The sequence below is a fragment of the Pseudomonas sp. GW821-FHT09D08 genome, assembly GCF_059416305.1.
The window spans coordinates 569,483-589,506 of record NZ_JBWKOX010000002.1; the positions used below are offsets into that span (position 1 = coordinate 569,483).

20 protein-coding genes are annotated in these 20,024 nt (G+C 62.2%); 14 read left to right on the forward strand and 6 right to left on the reverse strand.

What is annotated here, in order from left to right; translation table 11 throughout:
• Nucleotides 1-14: 14 nt before the first annotated feature.
• The 3 genes from cysN to AC07OP_RS05660 form a co-directional block, all read right to left on the reverse strand.
• Complete coding sequence (cysN, locus tag AC07OP_RS05650; RefSeq protein ID WP_495101092.1) at nt 15-1,913, reverse strand: sulfate adenylyltransferase subunit CysN; 1,899 nt, start codon at nt 1,911-1,913, stop codon at nt 15-17.
• 9 nt (nt 1,914-1,922) lie between these two features.
• Nucleotides 1,923-2,840, reverse strand: a complete 918-nt coding sequence (gene cysD / locus AC07OP_RS05655; protein ID WP_017137614.1) for a sulfate adenylyltransferase subunit CysD — start codon at nt 2,838-2,840, stop codon at nt 1,923-1,925.
• Between the two features lie 136 nt (nt 2,841-2,976).
• Nucleotides 2,977-3,735, reverse strand: coding sequence for a Nif3-like dinuclear metal center hexameric protein (locus tag AC07OP_RS05660; protein ID WP_495101091.1), 759 nt, complete (start codon nt 3,733-3,735; stop codon nt 2,977-2,979).
• Between the two features lie 102 nt (nt 3,736-3,837).
• Here AC07OP_RS05660 and algW point away from each other — a divergent pair, with 102 nt between their 5' ends.
• Nucleotides 3,838-4,992, forward strand: coding sequence for a Do family serine endopeptidase AlgW (gene algW, locus AC07OP_RS05665; protein WP_027606864.1), 1,155 nt, complete (start codon nt 3,838-3,840; stop codon nt 4,990-4,992).
• Between the two features lie 112 nt (nt 4,993-5,104).
• Nucleotides 5,105-7,201 (forward strand): TonB-dependent siderophore receptor, encoded by a 2,097-nt coding sequence (locus tag AC07OP_RS05670; RefSeq protein ID WP_495101090.1) that lies wholly within the window; start codon nt 5,105-5,107, stop codon nt 7,199-7,201.
• 53 nt (nt 7,202-7,254) lie between these two features.
• Here AC07OP_RS05670 and hemH read toward each other — a convergent pair whose 3' ends face one another.
• Nucleotides 7,255-8,280 (reverse strand): ferrochelatase, encoded by a 1,026-nt coding sequence (hemH, locus tag AC07OP_RS05675; RefSeq protein WP_495101089.1) that lies wholly within the window; start codon nt 8,278-8,280, stop codon nt 7,255-7,257.
• Between the two features lie 15 nt (nt 8,281-8,295).
• The gene (locus AC07OP_RS05680; RefSeq protein ID WP_495101088.1) at nt 8,296-9,195 is read right to left on the reverse strand and encodes a TIGR01777 family oxidoreductase; all 900 of its coding nucleotides are present in this window, start codon (nt 9,193-9,195) and stop codon (nt 8,296-8,298) included.
• 212 nt (nt 9,196-9,407) lie between these two features.
• On the opposite strand from AC07OP_RS05680, the gene AC07OP_RS05685 reads away from it, so the two are divergent.
• From AC07OP_RS05685 to AC07OP_RS05740, 12 genes are all read left to right on the forward strand, one after another.
• On the forward strand, nt 9,408-10,394 hold the full coding sequence (locus AC07OP_RS05685) for an NAD(P)/FAD-dependent oxidoreductase (protein ID WP_115486585.1): 987 nt from the start codon (nt 9,408-9,410) through the stop codon (nt 10,392-10,394).
• Nucleotides 10,391-10,606 (forward strand): TIGR02450 family Trp-rich protein, encoded by a 216-nt coding sequence (locus AC07OP_RS05690; RefSeq protein ID WP_027606869.1) that lies wholly within the window; start codon nt 10,391-10,393, stop codon nt 10,604-10,606. Before AC07OP_RS05685 ends, AC07OP_RS05690 begins: the two co-directional genes overlap by 4 nt.
• A 111-nt stretch (nt 10,607-10,717) precedes the next feature.
• Nucleotides 10,718-11,683 (forward strand): YbgA family protein, encoded by a 966-nt coding sequence (locus tag AC07OP_RS05695; protein ID WP_065924059.1) that lies wholly within the window; start codon nt 10,718-10,720, stop codon nt 11,681-11,683.
• A 15-nt stretch (nt 11,684-11,698) separates the two neighbouring features.
• Complete coding sequence (locus AC07OP_RS05700) at nt 11,699-12,628, forward strand: MerR family transcriptional regulator (protein ID WP_495101087.1); 930 nt, start codon at nt 11,699-11,701, stop codon at nt 12,626-12,628.
• Nucleotides 12,629-14,071 carry a deoxyribodipyrimidine photo-lyase gene (gene phrB, locus AC07OP_RS05705; RefSeq protein WP_495101086.1) on the forward strand — a complete coding sequence of 481 codons (1,443 nt, stop codon included), beginning with the start codon at nt 12,629-12,631 and terminating at the stop codon, nt 14,069-14,071.
• Nucleotides 14,064-14,486: a nuclear transport factor 2 family protein gene (locus AC07OP_RS05710; RefSeq protein WP_027606873.1), complete on the forward strand. Its 423-nt coding sequence runs from the start codon at nt 14,064-14,066 to the stop codon at nt 14,484-14,486. The genes phrB and AC07OP_RS05710 overlap by 8 nt, the downstream gene beginning before the upstream one ends.
• Complete coding sequence (locus tag AC07OP_RS05715; protein WP_495101085.1) at nt 14,483-15,265, forward strand: SDR family NAD(P)-dependent oxidoreductase; 783 nt, start codon at nt 14,483-14,485, stop codon at nt 15,263-15,265. The genes AC07OP_RS05710 and AC07OP_RS05715 overlap by 4 nt, the downstream gene beginning before the upstream one ends.
• The gene (locus AC07OP_RS05720) at nt 15,262-16,509 is read left to right on the forward strand and encodes an NAD(P)/FAD-dependent oxidoreductase (protein WP_141156707.1); all 1,248 of its coding nucleotides are present in this window, start codon (nt 15,262-15,264) and stop codon (nt 16,507-16,509) included. Before AC07OP_RS05715 ends, AC07OP_RS05720 begins: the two co-directional genes overlap by 4 nt.
• Entirely contained in the window at nt 16,506-17,315 is an 810-nt protein-coding gene (locus tag AC07OP_RS05725; protein ID WP_495101084.1) for a DUF1365 domain-containing protein, read from the forward strand. The genes AC07OP_RS05720 and AC07OP_RS05725 overlap by 4 nt, the downstream gene beginning before the upstream one ends.
• On the forward strand, nt 17,302-18,573 hold the full coding sequence (locus AC07OP_RS05730; RefSeq protein ID WP_495101083.1) for a class I SAM-dependent methyltransferase: 1,272 nt from the start codon (nt 17,302-17,304) through the stop codon (nt 18,571-18,573). The genes AC07OP_RS05725 and AC07OP_RS05730 overlap by 14 nt, the downstream gene beginning before the upstream one ends.
• Complete coding sequence (locus AC07OP_RS05735) at nt 18,566-19,045, forward strand: DUF2878 domain-containing protein (protein WP_495101082.1); 480 nt, start codon at nt 18,566-18,568, stop codon at nt 19,043-19,045. Before AC07OP_RS05730 ends, AC07OP_RS05735 begins: the two co-directional genes overlap by 8 nt.
• A gap of 54 nt (nt 19,046-19,099) precedes the next feature.
• Entirely contained in the window at nt 19,100-19,405 is a 306-nt protein-coding gene (locus AC07OP_RS05740; protein WP_016977069.1) for a YkgJ family cysteine cluster protein, read from the forward strand.
• A gap of 74 nt (nt 19,406-19,479) precedes the next feature.
• Here the strand turns inward: AC07OP_RS05740 and AC07OP_RS05745 are convergent, their stop codons facing one another.
• Nucleotides 19,480-19,998 carry an acyloxyacyl hydrolase gene (locus AC07OP_RS05745; protein WP_027606880.1) on the reverse strand — a complete coding sequence of 173 codons (519 nt, stop codon included), beginning with the start codon at nt 19,996-19,998 and terminating at the stop codon, nt 19,480-19,482.
• Nucleotides 19,999-20,024 lie beyond the last annotated feature (26 nt).

Here is a 20,024-nt window from a genome sequence, read left to right on the forward strand (position 1 = left end):
TGTGGCCGCGAGGTTTAGATCGCGCCGCGCTGACGCAACAGCTCCAGCACTTGCTTGACGCTGTCTTCCAGCGACAGGGCCTGGGTGTCGATTACCAGGTCGGCATTCAACGGCACGTCGTACGGGAAGGATTCGCCAGGGATATTATCCCCACCCGCCGCGTACAAGCCCTGCGGATCACGCTCGGCGCACACCTGCGGGGAGGCCTGCACGTAAACGGTCAGCAGGCGGTCGCTGCCAATCAGCGCCTTGGCCTGTTCACGGCCTTCGGCATCCGGGGCAACGAATGCCGCCAGGGTCAGCAGGCCGGCTTCGTTGAACTGACGCGCCACGTGAGCGGCACGGCGCCAGTTTTCGGTACGCCCGACACGGTCCTGGGGCAAGCCCTTGTTCAGGTCGTGACGCAGGTTCTGGCCATCCAGCACGAACACCGCACGGCCCATGTCGAACAGCTTGCGCTCGACCGCATAGGCCAGGGTGCTCTTGCCCGCGCCTGACAGGCCGCTGAACAACACGGTAGCCGGTTGCTGGCCGAAACGCTGGGCGCGCTCCTCGGTGGCGACATGGGCCAGCTTGCCGTGATGCGCCGCACTGCCGTGGGTGACCGGCGGTGCGATGATCATGCCGGCGCCCACGGTGCCGTTGGTCAAGCGGTCGATGACGATAAACGCACCGGTGGTGCGGTTGCTGTCATAGCCATCCAACGCGATGGCGGCGTCGAGGCTGACCTTGACCCGGCCGATTTCGTTCAGTTGCAGCGAACTCGCCGGGCCTTCGGCCAGGGTGTTCACGTCCACACGGTGCACGATGCTGGTGATGGAACCCGGCACGTAGCTGGTGGCGCGCTTGATGTCGTATTTCTTGCCCGGCAGCATCGGCTCTTCGGCCATCCACACCAGCATGGCGTCGAAGGCGTCGGTCACTTGCGGCACGTTGTCGGCATGCACCAGCAGGTCGCCACGGGAGATGTCGATCTCGTCTTCCATGGTCAGGGTCACGGCCTGGCCTGGGCCGGCGTGTTCCAGCTCACCTTCGAAGGTGACGATGGATTTGACGCGGCTGCTTTTGCCCGACGGCAGCACCACGACTTCGTCGCCCTTGTGCACGATGCCGCTGGCCAGGGTGCCGGCGAACCCACGGAAGTTCAGGTTCGGACGGTTGACGTACTGCACCGGGAAACGCAGGTCGGTGTAGTTGCGATCGTTGGCGATCTCGACAGTCTCGAGGATCTCCATCAGCGACTGGCCGGTGTACCAGGGCGAGTGCTCGCTCTTGTTCACCACGTTGTCGCCCTTGAGCGCCGACATCGGCACGAATGCCATGGTGCTCGGCTTGAAGGCGATGCCCTCGGCGAACTTCAGGTAATCGGCCTTGATCGACTCGAACACACTTTGGTCAAAGCCATTGATGTCCATCTTGTTGACGGCGATCACGATGTGCTTGATGCCCAGCAGCGAAGCGATATAGCTGTGGCGACGGGTCTGGGTCTGCACGCCGTAGCGCGCGTCGATCAGGATGATCGCCAGGTCACAGGTGGATGCACCGGTGGCCATGTTGCGGGTGTACTGCTCATGGCCGGGGGTATCGGCGATGATGAATTTGCGCTTGGCGGTAGAGAAGTAGCGGTAGGCGACATCGATGGTGATGCCCTGCTCACGCTCGGCCTGCAGGCCGTCGACCAGCAACGCCAGGTCGATGTCATCACCGGTGGTGCCGGACTTTTTCGAGTCACGGGTGATGGCTTCCAGGTGATCTTCGTAGATCATCTTGGAGTCGTGCAGCAGGCGCCCGATCAGGGTGCTCTTGCCGTCGTCGACGTTGCCACAGGTCAGGAAGCGCAACATTTCCTTGCGCTCGTGCTGGCCCAGGTAGGCGAGGATGTCCTCGCTGATCAAATCAGATTGATGCGACATGACAGCCCCTTAGAAATAGCCTTGACGTTTTTTATCTTCCATCGAGCCGGCACCATCGTGGTCGATGACACGGCCCTGGCGCTCGGAAGTTCGCGTCAGGAGCATTTCCTGAATGATGTCCGTCAGCGTCTCGGCTTCGGACTCCACCGCGCCCGTCAACGGGTAGCAGCCAAGGGTACGGAAACGTACTTTCTTTTTGACGATTCGGGCTTTGTCTTCGTCGGACAAGTGCTCGAGGATGCGGTCGTCGTCGATCATGATCAACGTGCCGTTCTTCTCGATGACATCGCGCTCGGCGGCGAAGTACAGCGGCACGATCGGGATGCCTTCCAGGTAGATGTACTGCCAGATGTCCAGCTCGGTCCAGTTGGACAGCGGGAACACACGGATCGACTCGCCCTTGTTGACGTTGCCGTTGTAGACGTTCCACAGCTCCGGGCGCTGGTTCTTCGGGTCCCAGCGGTGCTTGCTGTCGCGGAACGAGTACACGCGCTCTTTGGCACGGGATTTCTCCTCATCGCGACGGGCACCGCCGAAGGCCGCGTCGAAACCATGCTTGTCCAAGGCCTGCTTGAGGCCTTCGGTCTTCATGATGTCGGTGTGCTTGGCGCTGCCGTGGGTGAACGGGTTGATGCCCTGCGCCACGCCATCCGGGTTGACATGGGTGATCAGGTCCAGGCCCAGCTCTTCGACCATTTTGTCGCGGAACTTGTACATCTCCTGGAATTTCCAGCGGGTGTCGACGTGCATCACCGGGAACGGCAGCTTGCCCGGGAAGAAGGCCTTGCGCGCCAGGTGCAGCATCACGGCGGAGTCTTTACCGATCGAGTAGAGCATCACCGGGTTATCGAACTCGGCGGCGACCTCGCGGATGATGTGGATGCTTTCCGCCTCCAGCTGTTTCAGATGCGTCAGTTTGTCGACCATGGTTACTCACGGAAAAACGATCTTATGGACGGCCAGCGGGCCGTGTTCGAGCGGGGCATGCTAGCACAGCACCTTCTTCTATTCAGGGCGCCAGCTAGATCGAAACGGTATATCAATATGCCCCCAGGTTTGGCCGTCAAATCGGGTTGGGGCAATCGATGAACAGATGCTCCAGGGCGAAGCGCCGCGCCAGGTAATCGCCCAGCGCCTGTACGCCGTAACGCTCTGTGGCGTGGTGCCCGGCGGCGATAAAGCTGATGTCGTTTTCCCGGGCACTGTGGAAGGTTTGCTCGGAAGCTTCGCCGCTCAGGAACAAGTCGACGCCCGCGACGATGGCGTTGTCGATGTAACCCTGGCCACCGCCGGTGCACCAGCCGACGCGGCGGATCATCTGGCTGCCTTCGATCAGCAGCGGCTCGCGGCCCATCACGTCCTGCACACGCCGGGCGAAGTCGCGGGGTGACAGCGGTTCGGCGAGCGAGCCGACCAGGCCGACGATCCTGGGGTTGTCCGGGTCCAGTGGGCCTTCGACGGTGATGTCCAACTGGCGGGCGAGTTGCACGTTATTGCCAACGTCGGGGTGCAGGTCCAGCGGCAGGTGGTAGGCCAGCAGGCTGATGTCGTGCTTGAGCAGGGTTTTCAGGCGGCGTTGCTTCATGCCGGTGATACAGGGGCTTTCGCCTTTCCAGAAATAACCGTGGTGCACCAGGATCAAATCGGCCTGGGCTTCGACGGCCGCGTCCAGCAGGGCCTGGCTCGCGGTCACGCCGCTGACGATGCGCATCACTTGCGGCCGCCCCTCGACCTGCAGGCCATTGGGGCAGTAATCGGCAATCTTTGCGCTGCCGAGGTAGCGGTCCGCTTCCTCGACGAGGGTGGTAAGGGGGACGGCCATAAAAGACTCCTAAATATCCCGTTCCGAGGCGCTCGCAGCCTCGTATAATGCGCGACATTATGGGCGCTCTCCCGCCCCCTGCAACCTGTCAGGACTTACTTGATGCTCAAGGCACTGCGTTTTTTTGGATGGCCATTGCTGGCTGGCGTGCTGATCGCGATGCTGATTATTCAGCGTTATCCCCAGTGGGTGGGCTTGCCCAGCCTTGATGTCAACCTGCAACAGGCGCCCCAGACCAGCTCGGTGGTGCAAGGCCCGGTGACTTACGCGGACGCGGTGGTCATCGCCGCTCCTGCGGTGGTCAACCTGTACACCACCAAGGTCATCAACAAGCCGGCCCATCCGTTGTTTGAAGACCCGCAGTTCCGCCGCTATTTCGGTGACAACGGGCCCAAGCAGCGCCGCATGGAGTCCAGCCTGGGTTCCGGGGTGATCATGAGCCCCGAAGGCTACATCCTCACCAATAACCACGTGACCACCGGCGCCGACCAGATTGTGGTGGCCCTGCGTGACGGCCGTGAAACCCTGGCCCGCGTGGTGGGCAGCGACCCGGAAACCGACCTCGCGGTCCTGAAGATCGATCTGAAAAGCCTGCCTTCCATCACCCTCGGCCGCTCCGATGGGCTGCGGGTGGGTGATGTGGCACTGGCTATCGGCAACCCGTTCGGAGTGGGCCAGACGGTGACCATGGGCATCATCAGCGCCACCGGGCGAAACCAGCTGGGGCTGAACAGCTACGAGGACTTTATCCAGACCGACGCGGCGATCAACCCGGGCAACTCCGGCGGCGCACTGGTGGATGCCAATGGCAACCTGACCGGCATCAACACGGCGATTTTCTCCAAGTCCGGCGGCTCCCAGGGCATCGGCTTTGCGATCCCGGTAAAGCTGGCGATGGAAGTGATGAAGTCGATCATCGAGCACGGCCAGGTGATTCGCGGCTGGCTGGGGATCGAAGTACAGCCGCTGACCAAGGAGCTGGCCGAGTCGTTCGGCCTGACCGGGCGCCCAGGCATCGTGGTTGCCGGGATTTTCCGCGATGGCCCGGCGCAGAAAGCCGGCCTGCAGCTGGGGGATGTGATCCTCAGCATCAACGGCGAACCGGCCGGTGATGGGCGCAAGTCGATGAACCAGGTCGCGCGGATCAAGCCGACCGACAAGGTGGCGATCCAGGTTATGCGCAACGGTAAAGAGATCAAGCTGCTGGCGGAAATCGGCCTGCGTCCACCGCCTGCGCCGGTCAAAGAAGAGGAATAAACCGCCTCCACAGGTACCCGTTCGCGGGTACCTGTAAGCATATATTTCAAAGCAAAAGCATTCTCATTAGACATGTTATATTGTTTCAATATCGCTATTGGAACGTTCTATCATGCCGTCTCGAAAGTTTGCCCCCCTGGCTGGCCTGGCCTTGGGTCTGCTGCTGGATCCCGCGTTTGCCGAAGAAAACACCGTTGAGCTGGATACCATCAGCGTCACTACCGACGCCTATGAATCCGCCACCGGCCCGGTCAAAGGCTACCGTGCCACCCGCTCTGCCAGCGCGACTAAAACCGACACCGCCCTGCGCGATATCCCACAGTCCATCAGCGTGATTCCCGCCTCGGTACTCACGGACCTGGGCAGCACTAACGTGGAACGCGCCCTGGAGTTTGCCGGCGGGGTGTCCAAGCAGAACAACTTTGGCGGCCTCACGCTCTACGAATACAGCGTGCGCGGCTTCACCACCTCGGAGTTCTACCAGGACGGTTTCAGCGCCAACCGCGGCTACCCGAGCACACCGGACGCGGCCAATATCGAACGCATCGAAGTGCTCAAGGGCCCCGCAGCCAGCCTGTATGGCCGCGGTGATCCCGGTGGCACGGTGAATATCGTCACCAAAAAACCCCAGCCCGAAGCCTTCACCACCGTGCAAACCAGCGCGGGCAGTTGGGACCGTTATCGCACTGCCGTCGATATCAATACGCCGCTGGACAGCGAGGGCGACCTGCTGTCGCGGGTCAACCTGGCAGTGGAGGACAACAACAGTTTCCGCGATCACGTCGAGAGCAAGCGCGTATTCGCCGCGCCCTCATTCAGCTGGCAGCTGGCCCCGGACACCCACCTGCTGGTGGAAAGCGAATTCGTACGCCACAGCTCCACCTTCGACCGGGGCATCGTCGATGCCCCAGGCGTATCGCGCTCCACCTTCCTCGGCGAACCCAACGACGGCACTATCGACAACCACAACAACCGCATCCAGGCGACCCTCGATCATCATCTCAACGACGCCTGGAAACTGCGCCTGGCCAGCCATTACAAACAGGGCAGCCTGTGGGGCGACGCCTCGGAAAACCGCGCACTGAACACCGACGGCCATACCCTTAACCGCCGTTACCGCGAACGCTCCACGGGCTGGCACGACAGCATCACCCAGCTGGAACTGCGCGGCCTGTTCGATCTTGGCAGTTGGCAGCATGAATTGCTGGTCGGCACCGAATACGAGGACTACCGCAAGAAGGAGCGCGTCACCGCCATAGCCGGCAACCCCTACGCCATCGACCTCTACAACCCGGTCTACGGCCAGCCCAAACCCAATGGCGCACGCTCCAGCACCGACTTCTTCGAACAGACCAAAAGCCAGGCGCTGAACCTGCAAGACCAGATCATCTTCACCGACCGCTTGCGCGGCATGGTCGGCGCGCGCTTCGAGCATTTCGAACAAAGCACCGACGACTTCACCCGCAACCACGCCAAGAGTCGGCAAACCCACGACGCACTTACCCAGCGCGCCGGCCTGCTGTATCAACTGACGCCAGAGGTCGGCGTATTCGCCAACGCTTCCACCTCGTTCAAGCCCAACAGCGGCCTGGACGCCAGCGGTAAGACCTTCAAGCCGGAAGAAGGCGTGGGCTATGAGGTGGGGATCAAGAGCGAGCTGTTCGACGACCGCCTCAGCGCCACCCTCGCCGCCTTCCATATCGAAAAGGAAAACGTGCTGGCCCTGGACCCGGCCACCAATACCAACCGCGCCATGGGCAAGGCACGCAGCCAGGGCTTCGACCTGCAACTGACAGGACAACTGACCGATGCGGTACGCGTGATCGGCGCCTTTGCCTACATCGACGCCGAAGTGACCAAGGGTGATAAAGCCATTCCTGCGGGCAGCCGCATCCTCGGCGTAGCCAAGCACAGTGGCAGCCTGTTGGGGGTGTATGAATTCCAGGACGGCGCGCTGCGCGGTTCAGACCTGGGCGCGGCGTTCACCTATGTGGGGGATCGCTCGGGTGAAGCGGGCAGCCGCTTTGAACTGCCCGCCTACCACACCGTCGATTTGCTGGCCCATTACAAGGCCACGCAGAACGTCACCGTGGGCCTGAACCTCAACAACTTGTTCGATGAAAAGTACTACGAGCGGTCCTATAGCAATTACTGGGTCAATCCCGGCGAGCCGCGCAATCTCACCGTCAGCCTGACCCTCAACCTGTAACACAATCAAAAACGTGAGAGGGGTTAAGCCTCTCTCACATTTGGATGACGTGATTACAGCGAAAGCGGGGCTCTTTCACACAAGGTATTGAGCGCTGCTGCCCACTGCGGATCGTCATTCAAACACGGCACCAGCACCAACTCCTCACCGCCCGCCTCGCGGAATTGCTCCCGACCACGATCACCGATCTCTTCCAGGGTCTCGATGCAGTCGGCAACAAACGCGGGGCACATCACCAGCAGCTTTTTCACCCCTTGACGGGCCAGCGCCTCCAGGCGTGCCTCGGTGTAGGGTTCGATCCACTTCGCACGGCCCAGGCGCGATTGGAACGCCACTGACCATTTGTCGTCGGGCAAGCCCAGGCGCGCGGCGAAGTCGCGGGCAACGCTGAAGCATTGCGCGCGGTAGCAGGTCGCGAGCACCTCAGGCGAGGCGTTCCTGCAGCAGTCCGCATCCTTGAAGCAATGCTGGCCGGTCGGGTCGAGCTTTTTCAGATGGCGCTCGGGCAAGCCGTGGAAGCTCAGCAGCAAGTGGTCGTAATGCGCATCTGTATAAGGTCGGGCGCTGGCTGCCAACGCGTCGAGGTATTCCGCCTGATCGTAGAATGGCTGCAGGATCGAGAACTGTACGTTGAGCTTTTTATCACGCACTACCCGCTTGGCTTCTTCAATCACTGTGGTCACGGTGCTGTCGGCAAATTGCGGGTACAAAGGCGCCAAGGTGACCTTTTGAATACCTTGGGCGGCCAACCGCGTGAGGGTCGTTTCCAGGGAAGGCTCGCCATAACGCATCGCCAACTCCACTGGCCCCTGGGTCCACTGCGCGGTCATCTGCTGTTGCAGGCGACGGCTGAGCACCACCAGCGGCGAGCCCTCGTCCCACCAGATCGAGGCGTAGGCATGGGCCGATTGCTCGGGGCGCTTGATCAGGATCAGCGACACCAGCAAGCGCCGCACCGGCCACGGCAGATCGATGACATAAGGGTCCATCAGGAACTGATTGAGGTAGCTGCGCACATCGGCCACCGAAGTGGACGCCGGTGAACCCAGGTTGACCAGTAACAACGCGTGATCCGTCATGCAACATCCTATCTCTTAGCGGCGGCTGGAAACATCGTCCAAGGCCGCACGCAACTCAGTGAACTGAAAAGTGAAACCGGCCGCCAGCAGGCGTTCGGGCAATGCTTTCTGGCCGCCCAGCAACAAGCCGGACAACTCGCCCAAACCCACCTTCAACGCAAAGGCCGGCATCGGCATGAACGCCGGGCGGTGCAGCGCCTGGCCCAATGTCCTGGCGAACTCGCGGTTACGCACTGGGTGCGGCGCGCAGGCATTATAAGGACCGCTGGCGTCATCCTTGTGCAGAAGAAAATCAATCAGGGCGATTTGATCCTTGATATGCACCCACGGCATCCACTGCCGCCCGTTGCCGATAGGCCCGCCCAGCCCGAGTTTGAACGGCAGCAACAGGCGCGACAAAAAGCCGCCCTCGGCCGCCAGTACCAGGCCGGTACGCACCAGCACCACGCGGATACCCAAGGCTTCGGCACGCTGGGCGGTTTCTTCCCAGGCGATGCACAGTTGGCTGGGGAAATCGTCCTGTACCGGCCCACTCGCCTCGGTCAGTTCGCGCTCGCCACCGTCGCCGTACCAGCCCACCGCCGAACCGGAAACCAGCACCGCCGGTTTCTGCGCCTGGCTTTCGAGCCAGGCCAGCAGGGTTTCGGTCAAGCCGATGCGGCTGCTCCAGAGCAGCGCCTTGCGTTTGTGGGTCCAGGGACGGTCAGCTATCGGCACGCCTGCCAGGTTGACCACCGCGTCCACCGCGCCAATCACCTCCTCCAAGCGAGCCACCCCGAGCACCGTTGCACCGCATAACCGGGCGACGTCTTCAGGATGGCGGCTCCACACCGTCAGGCGATGACCTTGGGCAATCCAGTGTTGGCAGAGTTGGCGACCGATCAGGCCGGTACCGCCGGTCAGCAAAATATGCATGGGACGCTCCTCATGTAACGTTCGCCGCCGATCACTAGTCTATTTTATAAGCAGGGATCAATTTGTAATCGAGCGTGACTTTTGTTTAAGCCTCATGCTTAACCATAGGTCACGCAAAGCGATCAGGTACGCCAAAACTTATACCAAAAAATAATATTGTACAGCTATTGGTGTCGGCGTAGCCTGTACCCAACGGTAAAACGAGGCCTCCCATGACTGTCCCCATCGCGATCATCGGCACCGGCATCGCCGGTCTCTCCGCCGCCCGAGCGTTACAAGACGCCGGGCACGTTGTACAACTCTTCGATAAAAGCCGCGGCAGCGGCGGCCGCATGTCCAGCAAGCGCAGCGACGCCGGCGCACTGGACATGGGCGCCCAATACTTCACCGCCCGCGACCGACGCTTCGTCAACGAAGTGCAGCGCTGGCAAAGCAACGGCTGGGCCGAGCAATGGAAGCCCCAGCTGTACAACTTCAAGTCCGGCCAACTCACCCCCTCCCCCGATGAACAGATCCGCTGGGTCGGCACGCCGCGCATGAGCGCCATCACCCGCGCCCTGCTTGACGATCTGCCGGTGGAATTCGGTTGCCGGATCACCGAGGTGTTCCAAGGCAAGCAACACTGGAACCTGCTGGATGCCGACGGCGAAAACCACGGCCCGTTCAGCCATGTGATCATCGCCACGCCTGCGCCCCAGGCCACTGCCCTGCTGGCGGCAGCGCCCAAATTGGCGAGTGCCGCCGCCGGCGTGAAGATGGACCCGACCTGGGCCATTGCCCTGGCCTTCGACAAGCCCCTGGATACCCCCATGGAAGGCTGTTTCGTGCAAGACAGCCCGCTGGACTGGCTGGCGCGCAACCGCAGCAAGCCCGGGCGCGACACAACCCTTGACACCTGGGTGCTGCATGCCACCAGCACCTGGAGCAAGGCCCACCTGGACCTGTCCAAGGACGCGGTGATCGAACACCTGCACGGCGCCTTCGCCGAATTGCTGCACAGCGCCATGCCCGCACCGTCCTTCAGCCTGGCCCACCGCTGGCTCTACGCACGGCCGTCCGGCGCCCATGAGTTCGGGGTACTGGCCGACGCCGACCTGGGCCTGTACGTGTGTGGCGACTGGTGCCTCTCGGGCCGCGTGGAAGGGGCGTGGCTCAGTGGCCAGGAGGCCGCGCGACGGTTGATCGAGCACCTGCAATGAACCGCATCAACCCGGCCAAATTGCTGCTGTCGAAGTGGACGGCAGCCCGGCCCCGCAACAAGGAAAAACACTTTCTGGTGACCGAACTGTTTCGTGACGAGGACGGCACAGTGCTGGAAATCGAGTTGCAAGCCGTGATGACCCTGCGCGCCCAGCGCCTGGCCTGGCAAACCCTGCAAAATGCCGAGGCTTGGCAAATCGGCTGGAAATAGCCCCGCGCAAATACTTGTACAAAATATTTGACTTGTACAGCATCAAACCTATGATGAGATTTAGTTGTACAGATTTCAGATCTTGTACAGGAATCTTGCAGAGGTTTGGCCATGCCCAGCACACCGTCCATCAAGCCGAAGATTGGCATCAGCGCCTGCCTGCTGGGCGAGAACGTGCGTTTCAATGGCGGTCACAAGCAGTCCCAGCTATGCAGCGAGGTCCTCGCCGAGTACTTCGACTTTGTGCCGCTGTGCCCGGAAGTGGCGATCGGCCTCGGTATCCCCCGTGAAACCATTCGCCTGGTGGGCGATGCCGAACAGCCCCAGGCCGTCGGCACCGTACACCACGAGCTGAATGTCACCGCGCCGCTGGACGCATACGGCCGCAAAATGGCCGCCGAACACACTGACCTGTGCGGCTACATCTTCATGCAGAAGTCGCCGTCCTGCGGCCTGGAGCGCGTCAAGGTCTACCGTGAAAATGGAGCGCCGGTGGAGGGCGGCGGGCGTGGCATCTACGCCCAGGCGTTCTGCGCGCGTCACCCGAACCTGCCCGTGGAAGAAGACGGCCGCCTGAATGACCCGGTACTGCGGGAAAACTTCCTGACCCGCGTCTTCGTCTACGCCAGTTGGCAGCAACTGCTGGCCGAGGGCCTGACCCGCCACCGCCTGCTGGCGTTTCACGCGCGCTACAAGTATTTGCTGATGGCCCACAGCCTGATGCATTACAAGAGCCTGGGCCACCGCCTCGGCAGCATGGCCAGGGACGTCAACCTCGACGAGGTGGCCGCCTGCTATTTCAGCGACTTGATGACCGGCCTGAAAAAGTGCGCCACCCGCGGCACCCACACCAACGTGCTGCAACACATCAGCGGCTACCTCAAGCAGGCCATCAGCGCGGATGACAAACAGGAAATGCAGACGGTCATCAGCCAGTATCACCAGGGCATCGTGCCGCTCGTGGTGCCGTTGACCCTGCTCAAGCATCACTTTCGCCAACACCCGGACCGCTACATCGCGCAGCAGGCCTACTTGCAGCCGCACCCGGAAAATCTCAGCCTGCGGAATGCGATCTAAACCATGAAAAGCGTCATGACCGCTATCTTGCAAGACGAACCCGGCGCAGACATCGCCCAAGCCCTCGAAGACGGCTGGCTGCCGATTCGTGAAGTGGCGCGCCAGACCGGCGTCAACGCCGTGACCCTGCGCGCCTGGGAACGCCGTTATGGCCTGATCGTGCCCCAGCGCACTCCCAAGGGCCATCGGCTGTTCAATGCCGACCATGTACAACGCATCCACACCATCCTCACCTGGCTCAATCGCGGCGTGCCGGTCAGCCAGGTCAAAGGCCTGATCGATTCCGCCCAGGCCCTTCCCGATGCCGTCGAGAACGAATGGCACGCCTTGCGCCAGAACCTGGTGCAGGCCGTCAGCGAACTGGCCGAACGCCGGGTGGACGATGTGTTTAACCAGGCCATGGCGCTGTACCCGCCGCGCACCCTGTGCGAGCAATTGCTGCTGCCGTTGCTGCAGGAGCTGGAACAGCGCTGGCAAGGCCAGTTTGGCGCACAGATGGAGCGGGTGTTTTTCCTGTCCTGGCTGCGCAGCAAGTTCGGTGCACGCATCTACCACAACAACCGGCAGTTGCACGGCGCGCCGCTGCTGCTGGTCAACCACTCCGACCTGCCCCTGGAGCCGCACCTGTGGCTCAGCGCCTGGCTGGCGAGCAGCGCCGATTGCCCGGTGGAGGTTTTCGACTGGCCGCTGCCCACCGGCGAGTTGGCCCTGGCGGCGGAACACCTGCAACCGCGTGCCGTGCTCCTGTATTCGAGCAAGGCCCTGCAATTGCCGGTACTGACCAAGCTGCTGGCTGGCGTCAATTGCGCAAAACTGCTCGTCGGACCCACGGTCTGCATCCACCAGGCCGAGCTGGCCGTATTAACCCAAGACATCGTGCAATTGTTCGTGGCCGAAGACCCGTTGTCGGCCCATCAGCTCCTGATCCAGCGTGGACTTATCTAAATGCACTTGATCTGGCTGCGCACCGACTTGCGCCTTCACGACAACACCGCCCTGGCCGCGGCCTGCCAGCGAGGCCCGGTAGCGGCCGTGTACCTGGTCACGCCCGAGCAATGGCTGGCCCATGACGATGCACCCTGCAAAGTGGATTTCTGGCTGCGCAACCTGCAGCACTTGAGCCAGGCCCTGGGCACCCTGAACATTCCCTTGCTGATCCGCCATGCCGCTGACTGGGATCAGGTTCCCGCCGTGTTGAGTCAACTGTGCCGGGAACTGGCCGTGGAGTCGGTGCACGTCAACGAGGAATACGGCATTCATGAAAGCCGTCGCGATGCAGCTGTCGCTGAGACGCTGGAAGCCGGCGGCGTGACGTTCCATAGTTACCTGGACCAACTGCTTTTCCAACCGGGCAGCGTGCTGACCAAGACCGGCACCTACTTCCAGGTGTTCAGCCAGTTCCGCAAAGTCTGCTACGCGCGCCTGCACAGTGCCCTGCCGCGTCGGGTCGCAACACCCAAGGCCCAAGCCGCGCTCACGCTCAAGAGCGATCCTATTCCCGAACAGGTCGACGGCTTCGAACCGCCCAGCGACACCTTGCGCGCCCTCTGGCCCGCCGGCGAAGACGAAGCCCGCCGCCGCCTCGACGCCTTTGCCGACCAGCAGATCAGCTACTACAAAGACGAACGGGATTTTCCGGCCAAGCCCGGCACCAGCCAGCTCTCAGCCTACCTGGCCGCCGGCGTGGTTTCGCCGCGCCAATGCCTGCACGCCGCCCTGCAGACCAACCAGGGCGAATTCGAAAGCGGCGACATCGGCGCCATCACCTGGATCAACGAGCTGCTATGGCGTGAGTTCTACAAGCACATTCTGGTCGGCTACCCACGGGTCTCCCGTCACCGCGCTTTCCGTCCCGAGACCGAAGCCCTGGCCTGGCGCGATGCGCCCGAGGACCTCGCCGCCTGGCAACAGGCGCGCACCGGCCTGCCGATCATCGATGCCGCGATGCGCCAACTGTTGGAAACCGGCTGGATGCATAACCGCCTGCGCATGGTGGTGGCGATGTTCCTGACCAAGAACCTATTGATCGACTGGCGCGAAGGCGAGCGCTTCTTCATGCGCCACCTGATCGACGGCGACCTGGCAGCCAACAACGGCGGCTGGCAATGGAGTTCATCCACCGGCACCGATTCGGCACCGTATTTCCGGATTTTCAGCCCGCTGAGCCAGTCGGAAAAATTCGACGGCGACGGCGTGTTTATCAAGCGCTGGCTGCCGGAGCTGGCCAAGCTGAACAAGAAGGAAGTGCACAACCCGCAGGCGCTCGGCGGCCTGTTTGGCGTGGCGGATTACCCGCGCTCGATTGTCGACCTGAAAAAATCCCGCGAACGCGCCCTGGCGGCCTTTCGCAACCTGCCTTCACGCCAGGAGGTCGCTGAACATGAGTGACTTCCTGCGCCGCTTCGCCCAGGCCTTTGCCTCGCTGGACAAGCACAACCTGCAACTGCTCGACAGCCTCTACAGCCAGGACATCGCCTTCACCGACCCGCTGCATGAAGTCCATGGCCTGACCGCGCTGCACACGTATTTCGCCGAGTTGTACAGCAACGTCAGCCAGCTGCGCTTCGACTTCCATGGTTTCGACCAGGTGGCCGAAGGCGAAGGTTACCTGCGCTGGAACATGAGTTTCTGCCACCCGCGCCTGGGCAAGGGCAAGGTCATCCGCGTGGAGGGCTGCTCGCATTTGATGTGGCGTGACAAGGTGTACCGCCACCGCGATTACTTCGACGCCGGCGCCCTGTTGTACGAACACCTTCCTGTCTTGGGTGGGGTCGTCAGTTGGTTGAAAAGGAGAGTGGGATGAACGCACTGCCGCCCCGTCGTTATTGGCTGACCGGTGCCAGCAGTGGCATCGGTGCCGCGCTGGCCGTGGAGCTGCTCAACAGCGGCGCCCACGTGGCCCTCAGTTCACGCACCAAAGGCCCGCTGGAAGCGCTCGCCCAACGTTACCCCGGCCAGGTGCTGGTGGTGGCCGGCGACCTGACCAACAGCCAGACCGTGCGCGAGATCGGTGAGCACATCGGCGCGGCCTGGGGGTCGGTCGACAGCGTAATCCTCAACGCCGGCACCTGTGAATATGTCGACGCCAGGCAATTCGATGCCTCGATTATCGAACACGTGGTGCGCACCAACCTGCTGGCCAGCAGTTACTGCATTGAAGCGGCACTGCCGTTGTTGCGCGCCGGGCGCACACCACACCTGGTGGGCGTCGCCAGCGCCGTGACCTACCTGCCGATGCCACGGGCCGAAGCGTATGGCGCGTCCAAGGCCGGGCTGCGCTACCTGTTCGAATCCCTGCGCATCAGCCTGTCGACCGAAAACATTGATGTCACGGTGATCAGCCCGGGCTTCGTCGACACCCCACTCACCGAGCGCAATGACTTCCCGATGCCCCTGAGCTGGCCCGCCGACAAGGCCGCGCGGCATATCTTCGCCAAACTGGAAAAACGCCCGCTGGAGATCGCCTTCCCCGCACTGTTTATCGCCACGCTGTGGCCGCTGTCGAAACTGCCGAACCGCGCGCAATTGATCATCGGCAAACGCATGTTGCGCAGCCCGCCACCGAAAAAGGACGACCTGTGAAGATCGCCATTATCGGCAGCGGCATCGCCGGGCTGACCAGCGCCTACCTGCTCAGCCGCCGCCACGACATCACGCTGTTCGAGGCCGGCGACCGTATCGGCGGGCACACCCACACGGTCAACGTCACCGTCGAGGGCAAACCCTATGCGGTGGACACCGGCTTCATCGTGTTCAACGACTGGACCTACCCCAACTTCATCCGCTTGCTGGGGCAGATCGGCGTGACCTTCAAACCCACCGAGATGAGCTTTTCGGTGTGCGACCAGGGCAGCGGCTTCGAGTACAACGGCAACAACCTCAACAGCCTGTTTGCCCAGCGCCGCAATATCCTCTCGCCAGGCTTCTGGGGCATGTTGCGCGACATCCTGCGCTTCAATCGCGAGGCGCCGCGGGACCTGAAAGAACAGCGCATCAACGCCGGGATGACCTTGGGTGACTACCTCGAAGCCGGGGGCTACGGGCCTCGGTTTATCCGGCATTACATCGTACCGATGGGCGCGGCGATCTGGTCGATGTCCCTGGCGGACATGTTGGATTTCCCGTTGCAGTTCTTTGTGCGTTTCTTCAAGAACCACGGTTTGCTCTCGGTGAACAACCGGCCGCAGTGGTGCGTGATCGAGGGTGGCTCCAGCCGTTATATCGAACCGCTGACCCGCAGCTTTCGCGAGCAGATCCGCCTCGACTGCCCGGTGCATCTGGTCGAGCGTGACGCAGAGGGCGTAATCATTTACAGCGCCGCCGGCACCGAAGCCTTCGACAAGGTGGTGTTCGCCTGCCACAGCGACCAGGCACTGGCCCTGCTCGGCGACCCGAGCCAGGCCGAGCAGGAGATCCTCGGCGCCCTGCCCTACGCCGACAATGACGTGGTGCTGCACACCGACACGCGCCTGCTGCCCGAGCGCAAACTGGCCTGGGCCAGCTGGAACTACCGGCTGAGCGGCGACACGCAGACCCAGGCCGCTGTCACCTATGACATGAACATCCTGCAAGGCATCGACAGCGCCACCACCTTTTGCGTCAGCCTCAACCAGACGTCGATGATCAACCCGCTGAAGATCCTTGCGCGCTATACCTACGCCCACCCGCAATACAGCCTGGCCGCCGTGGCCGCACAAGCACGCTGGGAAGAACTGAACGGCACCCGCCATACCTGGTACTGCGGCGCCTATTGGGCCAACGGCTTCCATGAAGACGGCGTCGTCAGCGCCCTGCGCGTGGCCGAAGCCTTTGGGGAAAGCCTGTGAACAGCGCCCTGTACAGCGGCTGGATCGCCCATCGGCGGTTTGCCCCCAAGGCCCATGCCTTTCGCTACCGCATCGGCCTGCTGTACCTGGACCTCAGCGAACAAGACGAGGTGCTCGGGCTATCGCCCCTGGCCGGTGCAAGTCGCCTGGCGCCCTTCGGCTTTCGCGAGCAGGACTACCTGCGTGAATTTACGCGTCACGGCATGAGTTTGACCGATGCCGTGCGCCAGGAAGTCGGCAAGGCCCTGGGGCATACACCCTTGGGCGTTATCTGCCTGCTGACCCAGGCCCGCAGTTGGGGCCTGGCTTTTAATCCGGTGAGTTTCTTCTACTGCTTCGAGGCCGACGGACGACTGGCCGCGATCCTGTGCGAAGTGACCAACACCCCATGGCGCGAGCGCTATCACTACGTGCTGCCGGCCCAGGCCCTCGGTGCGGACGAACACCAGCACTTTGCCGTGGCCAAGGCGTTTCACGTGTCGCCGTTTTTGCCGCGCGACCTGGAATACCGCATGAGCTTCAGCCCGCCCGCCACCAAGCTCGGCGTGCACATGGCCGATTGGCAGGGCGAGGTGAAAGTCTTCGACGCCACCTTGAGCCTGCACAAAGAAACGCTGAACCGCGCCAGCCTGCACCGTTACCTGTGGCGCTATCCGTGGATGACCGCCAAGACCTGCCTGGCCATTTATTGGCAGGCCCTGCGCCTGTTGCTCAAGCGCACACCGATTTTTTCCCATCAGGCCGCCGACGGCGCCTCTCGCACAGCAGTCGGGTACACCAAGGATCGCCGCCATGAAATCCCCTAGCTTATCGGTCAAGACCCACCGCCTGAACGTCAACGGCATGACCGGTGCGCTGCTGCGCAAGGGCGTGCTGCGCCAACTCAGCCAACTGCGCCATGGCCAGTTGGTGGTGATCGAGGACGGCGAGCGCCAGGTATTCGGCGCACGGGAAGCGCACCTGCTGGGGGAAATCCAGATTGTCGATTCGGCGGTATGGGGGCTGGTGGCGGCCAACGGTTCCATCGGTGCGGGCGAAGCGTTTATCCACGGCTATTGGACCAGCCCGGACCTGACGGCGGTGGTGCGGGTGATGGTGAGTAACCTGGATGTGCTCGACGCGATGGAGGGTGGCCTGGCCAGATTGGCACGGCCGTTCACCCAAGGCCTGCACTGGCTCAACCGCAACACGCGCAAGGGCTCGCAAAAAAACATCGCCGCCCACTACGACCTCGGTAATGAGCTGTTCGCAGAATTCCTCGACCCGACCATGATGTATTCGGCCGCGCAGTTCCTGACGCCCGACGACAGCCTGGAACAGGCGCAACTGAACAAACTGCAACGCATCTGCCAGAAGCTCGCGCTCAAGCCCACCGATCATCTGCTGGAAATCGGCACCGGCTGGGGCAGCATGGCGCTGTATGCGGCGCAGCAGTACGGCTGCAAGGTCACCACCACGACCTTGTCCAAAGAGCAGTTCGCCTACACCGAAAAACGCATCGCGGCCCTGGGCTTGCAAGACCAGGTCACGTTATTGCTGCAGGACTACCGCGACCTGACCGGCGAGTACGACAAGCTGGTATCCATCGAGATGATCGAAGCGGTGGGCCATCGGTTCCTGCCGACCTACTTCAAGCAGTGCGCGCACCTGCTCAAGCGTGATGGCCTGATGTTGCTGCAAGCCATCACCATCCGCGAGCAACGCTTCGAGCAGGCGAAGAACAGCGTCGACTTTATCCAGCGCTATATCTTCCCCGGCGGTGCCCTGCCCAGTGTGCAGAACATGCTGCACATCGTCAGCCGCGACACCGATATGAACCTGCTGCACATGGAGGACTTCGGCCTGCACTACGCGCGAACCCTGCGCCTGTGGCACGAGAACTTTCGCCACGCCCACGGCCGCCTGACGGAGTTGGGCTACGACGAATATTTCCTGCGACTGTGGGAGTTTTACCTGTGCTACTGCGAGGGCGGCTTTATGGAGCGCACCATTGGCACCGCGCAATTGCTGTTGGCCAAACCGTCGGCCATCAACCCTCCGTTGCTCGGGCGCTTCAGTGCTTAAACCACTGGCCAATGCCGTGCTGTTCCAGTGCGGGTGGTTTGCCTGCGTACTCGGTGGCGATAGCCCTTGGTTGCTGGTGGGGCTGGCGGTGCTGGCAATCCACCTGCTGTGGATAAGTTCGTGGGCCACCGACGGCGCGCTGATTATCCGCGTGACGCTGCTGGGCACGGTACTGGATACATTGCTGCGCAACCTGGGGGTGTTTCACTTCAGCGAGCCCGGACCGCTGATTCCCTTTTGGCTGATCCTGCTGTGGGCGGTGCTGGCCACCACCCTGCGCCATTGCCTGGCCTGGAGTGCACGGCCCTGGTGGCGTGCGGCCGCATTGGGGGCGATCGGGGGGCCGTTTTCGTATTACGCCGGGAGCCAGTTGGCGGGCGTGCATTTTGGCTACCCACTGCTACCCACCATGGCGGGGCTGGCGCTGCTTTGGGCGGCGGTGTTCGTCGGACTGCATCGGCTGGCGCGCTGACGTCTGTCAGAGCATTCACACGCACAGCATCCGCTTGCCTTACACTGCGCGCCTATGACCAACATCCCCCACACCCAGATCACCGAACCCGCCGTCACCTGCTCGACCTGCGCGGCCTGCTGCTGCCAGCTGGAAGTGATGCTGATCACCGACACCGGCGTGCCGGAGCGCTATATCGACACTGACGATTGGGGCGGTGAAGTGATGCTGCGCCTGGACGACGGCTGGTGCGCGGCGCTGGATCGGGACACGATGATGTGCACGATTTACGAACGTCGGCCGTTGATTTGCCGGGAGTTCGAGATGGGTGCACCGGAGTGCCTGACCGAACGCGAAGGCATCGCCACGGCCTACCGCTGATCTCAGGCCAGTGAGGACCTTAATGTGGGAGGGGGCTTGCCCCCTCCCACACTGTCTTGCAGCGTTCCTGGGAATTACAGCGGCATGGTGTAGTGCAGCGAGTAGCTTTCTACACCATCGTTATTGCTGCTGATCCCGGCATTGGAGTAGTGCGTGGCGCGAATGCCGACTTCATGCCCACCGGTGAAGCGCAGGCCAAAGCCCAGGCGGTCTTCGAACTGGAAAGCCTGGCCGATGTTGTTGTCTTCCAGCTTGGTACGGGAAAACACTGCCACGCCAATCCCGGCTTCGATGTAGGGCTTGACCGACTGGCCGGCAAACTCATACACAAATACCGGCGAGAACGACAGGCTGCTGGCACCTGCACGGTCATCACCCTCCCAATAGGTATAGGCGCCGCTCCAATAGCCGGTCAGGCGACCGACGTCGCTCTGCATCCAGCTTTTATCCCAATCCGAGGTCAGGCCCAGTCGATAGGTCAACGTCGAATCGCTGGTGCTGCCCACCCCAAACTCCAGGCCTGCAGCCTGGGCCGAAACAGAGTGTCCCACCACTACGGCCGCAATCGCGGCCAAACAGAACAAGCGCTTCATAAGAAACAGTCCTTTGAAAACAAAGT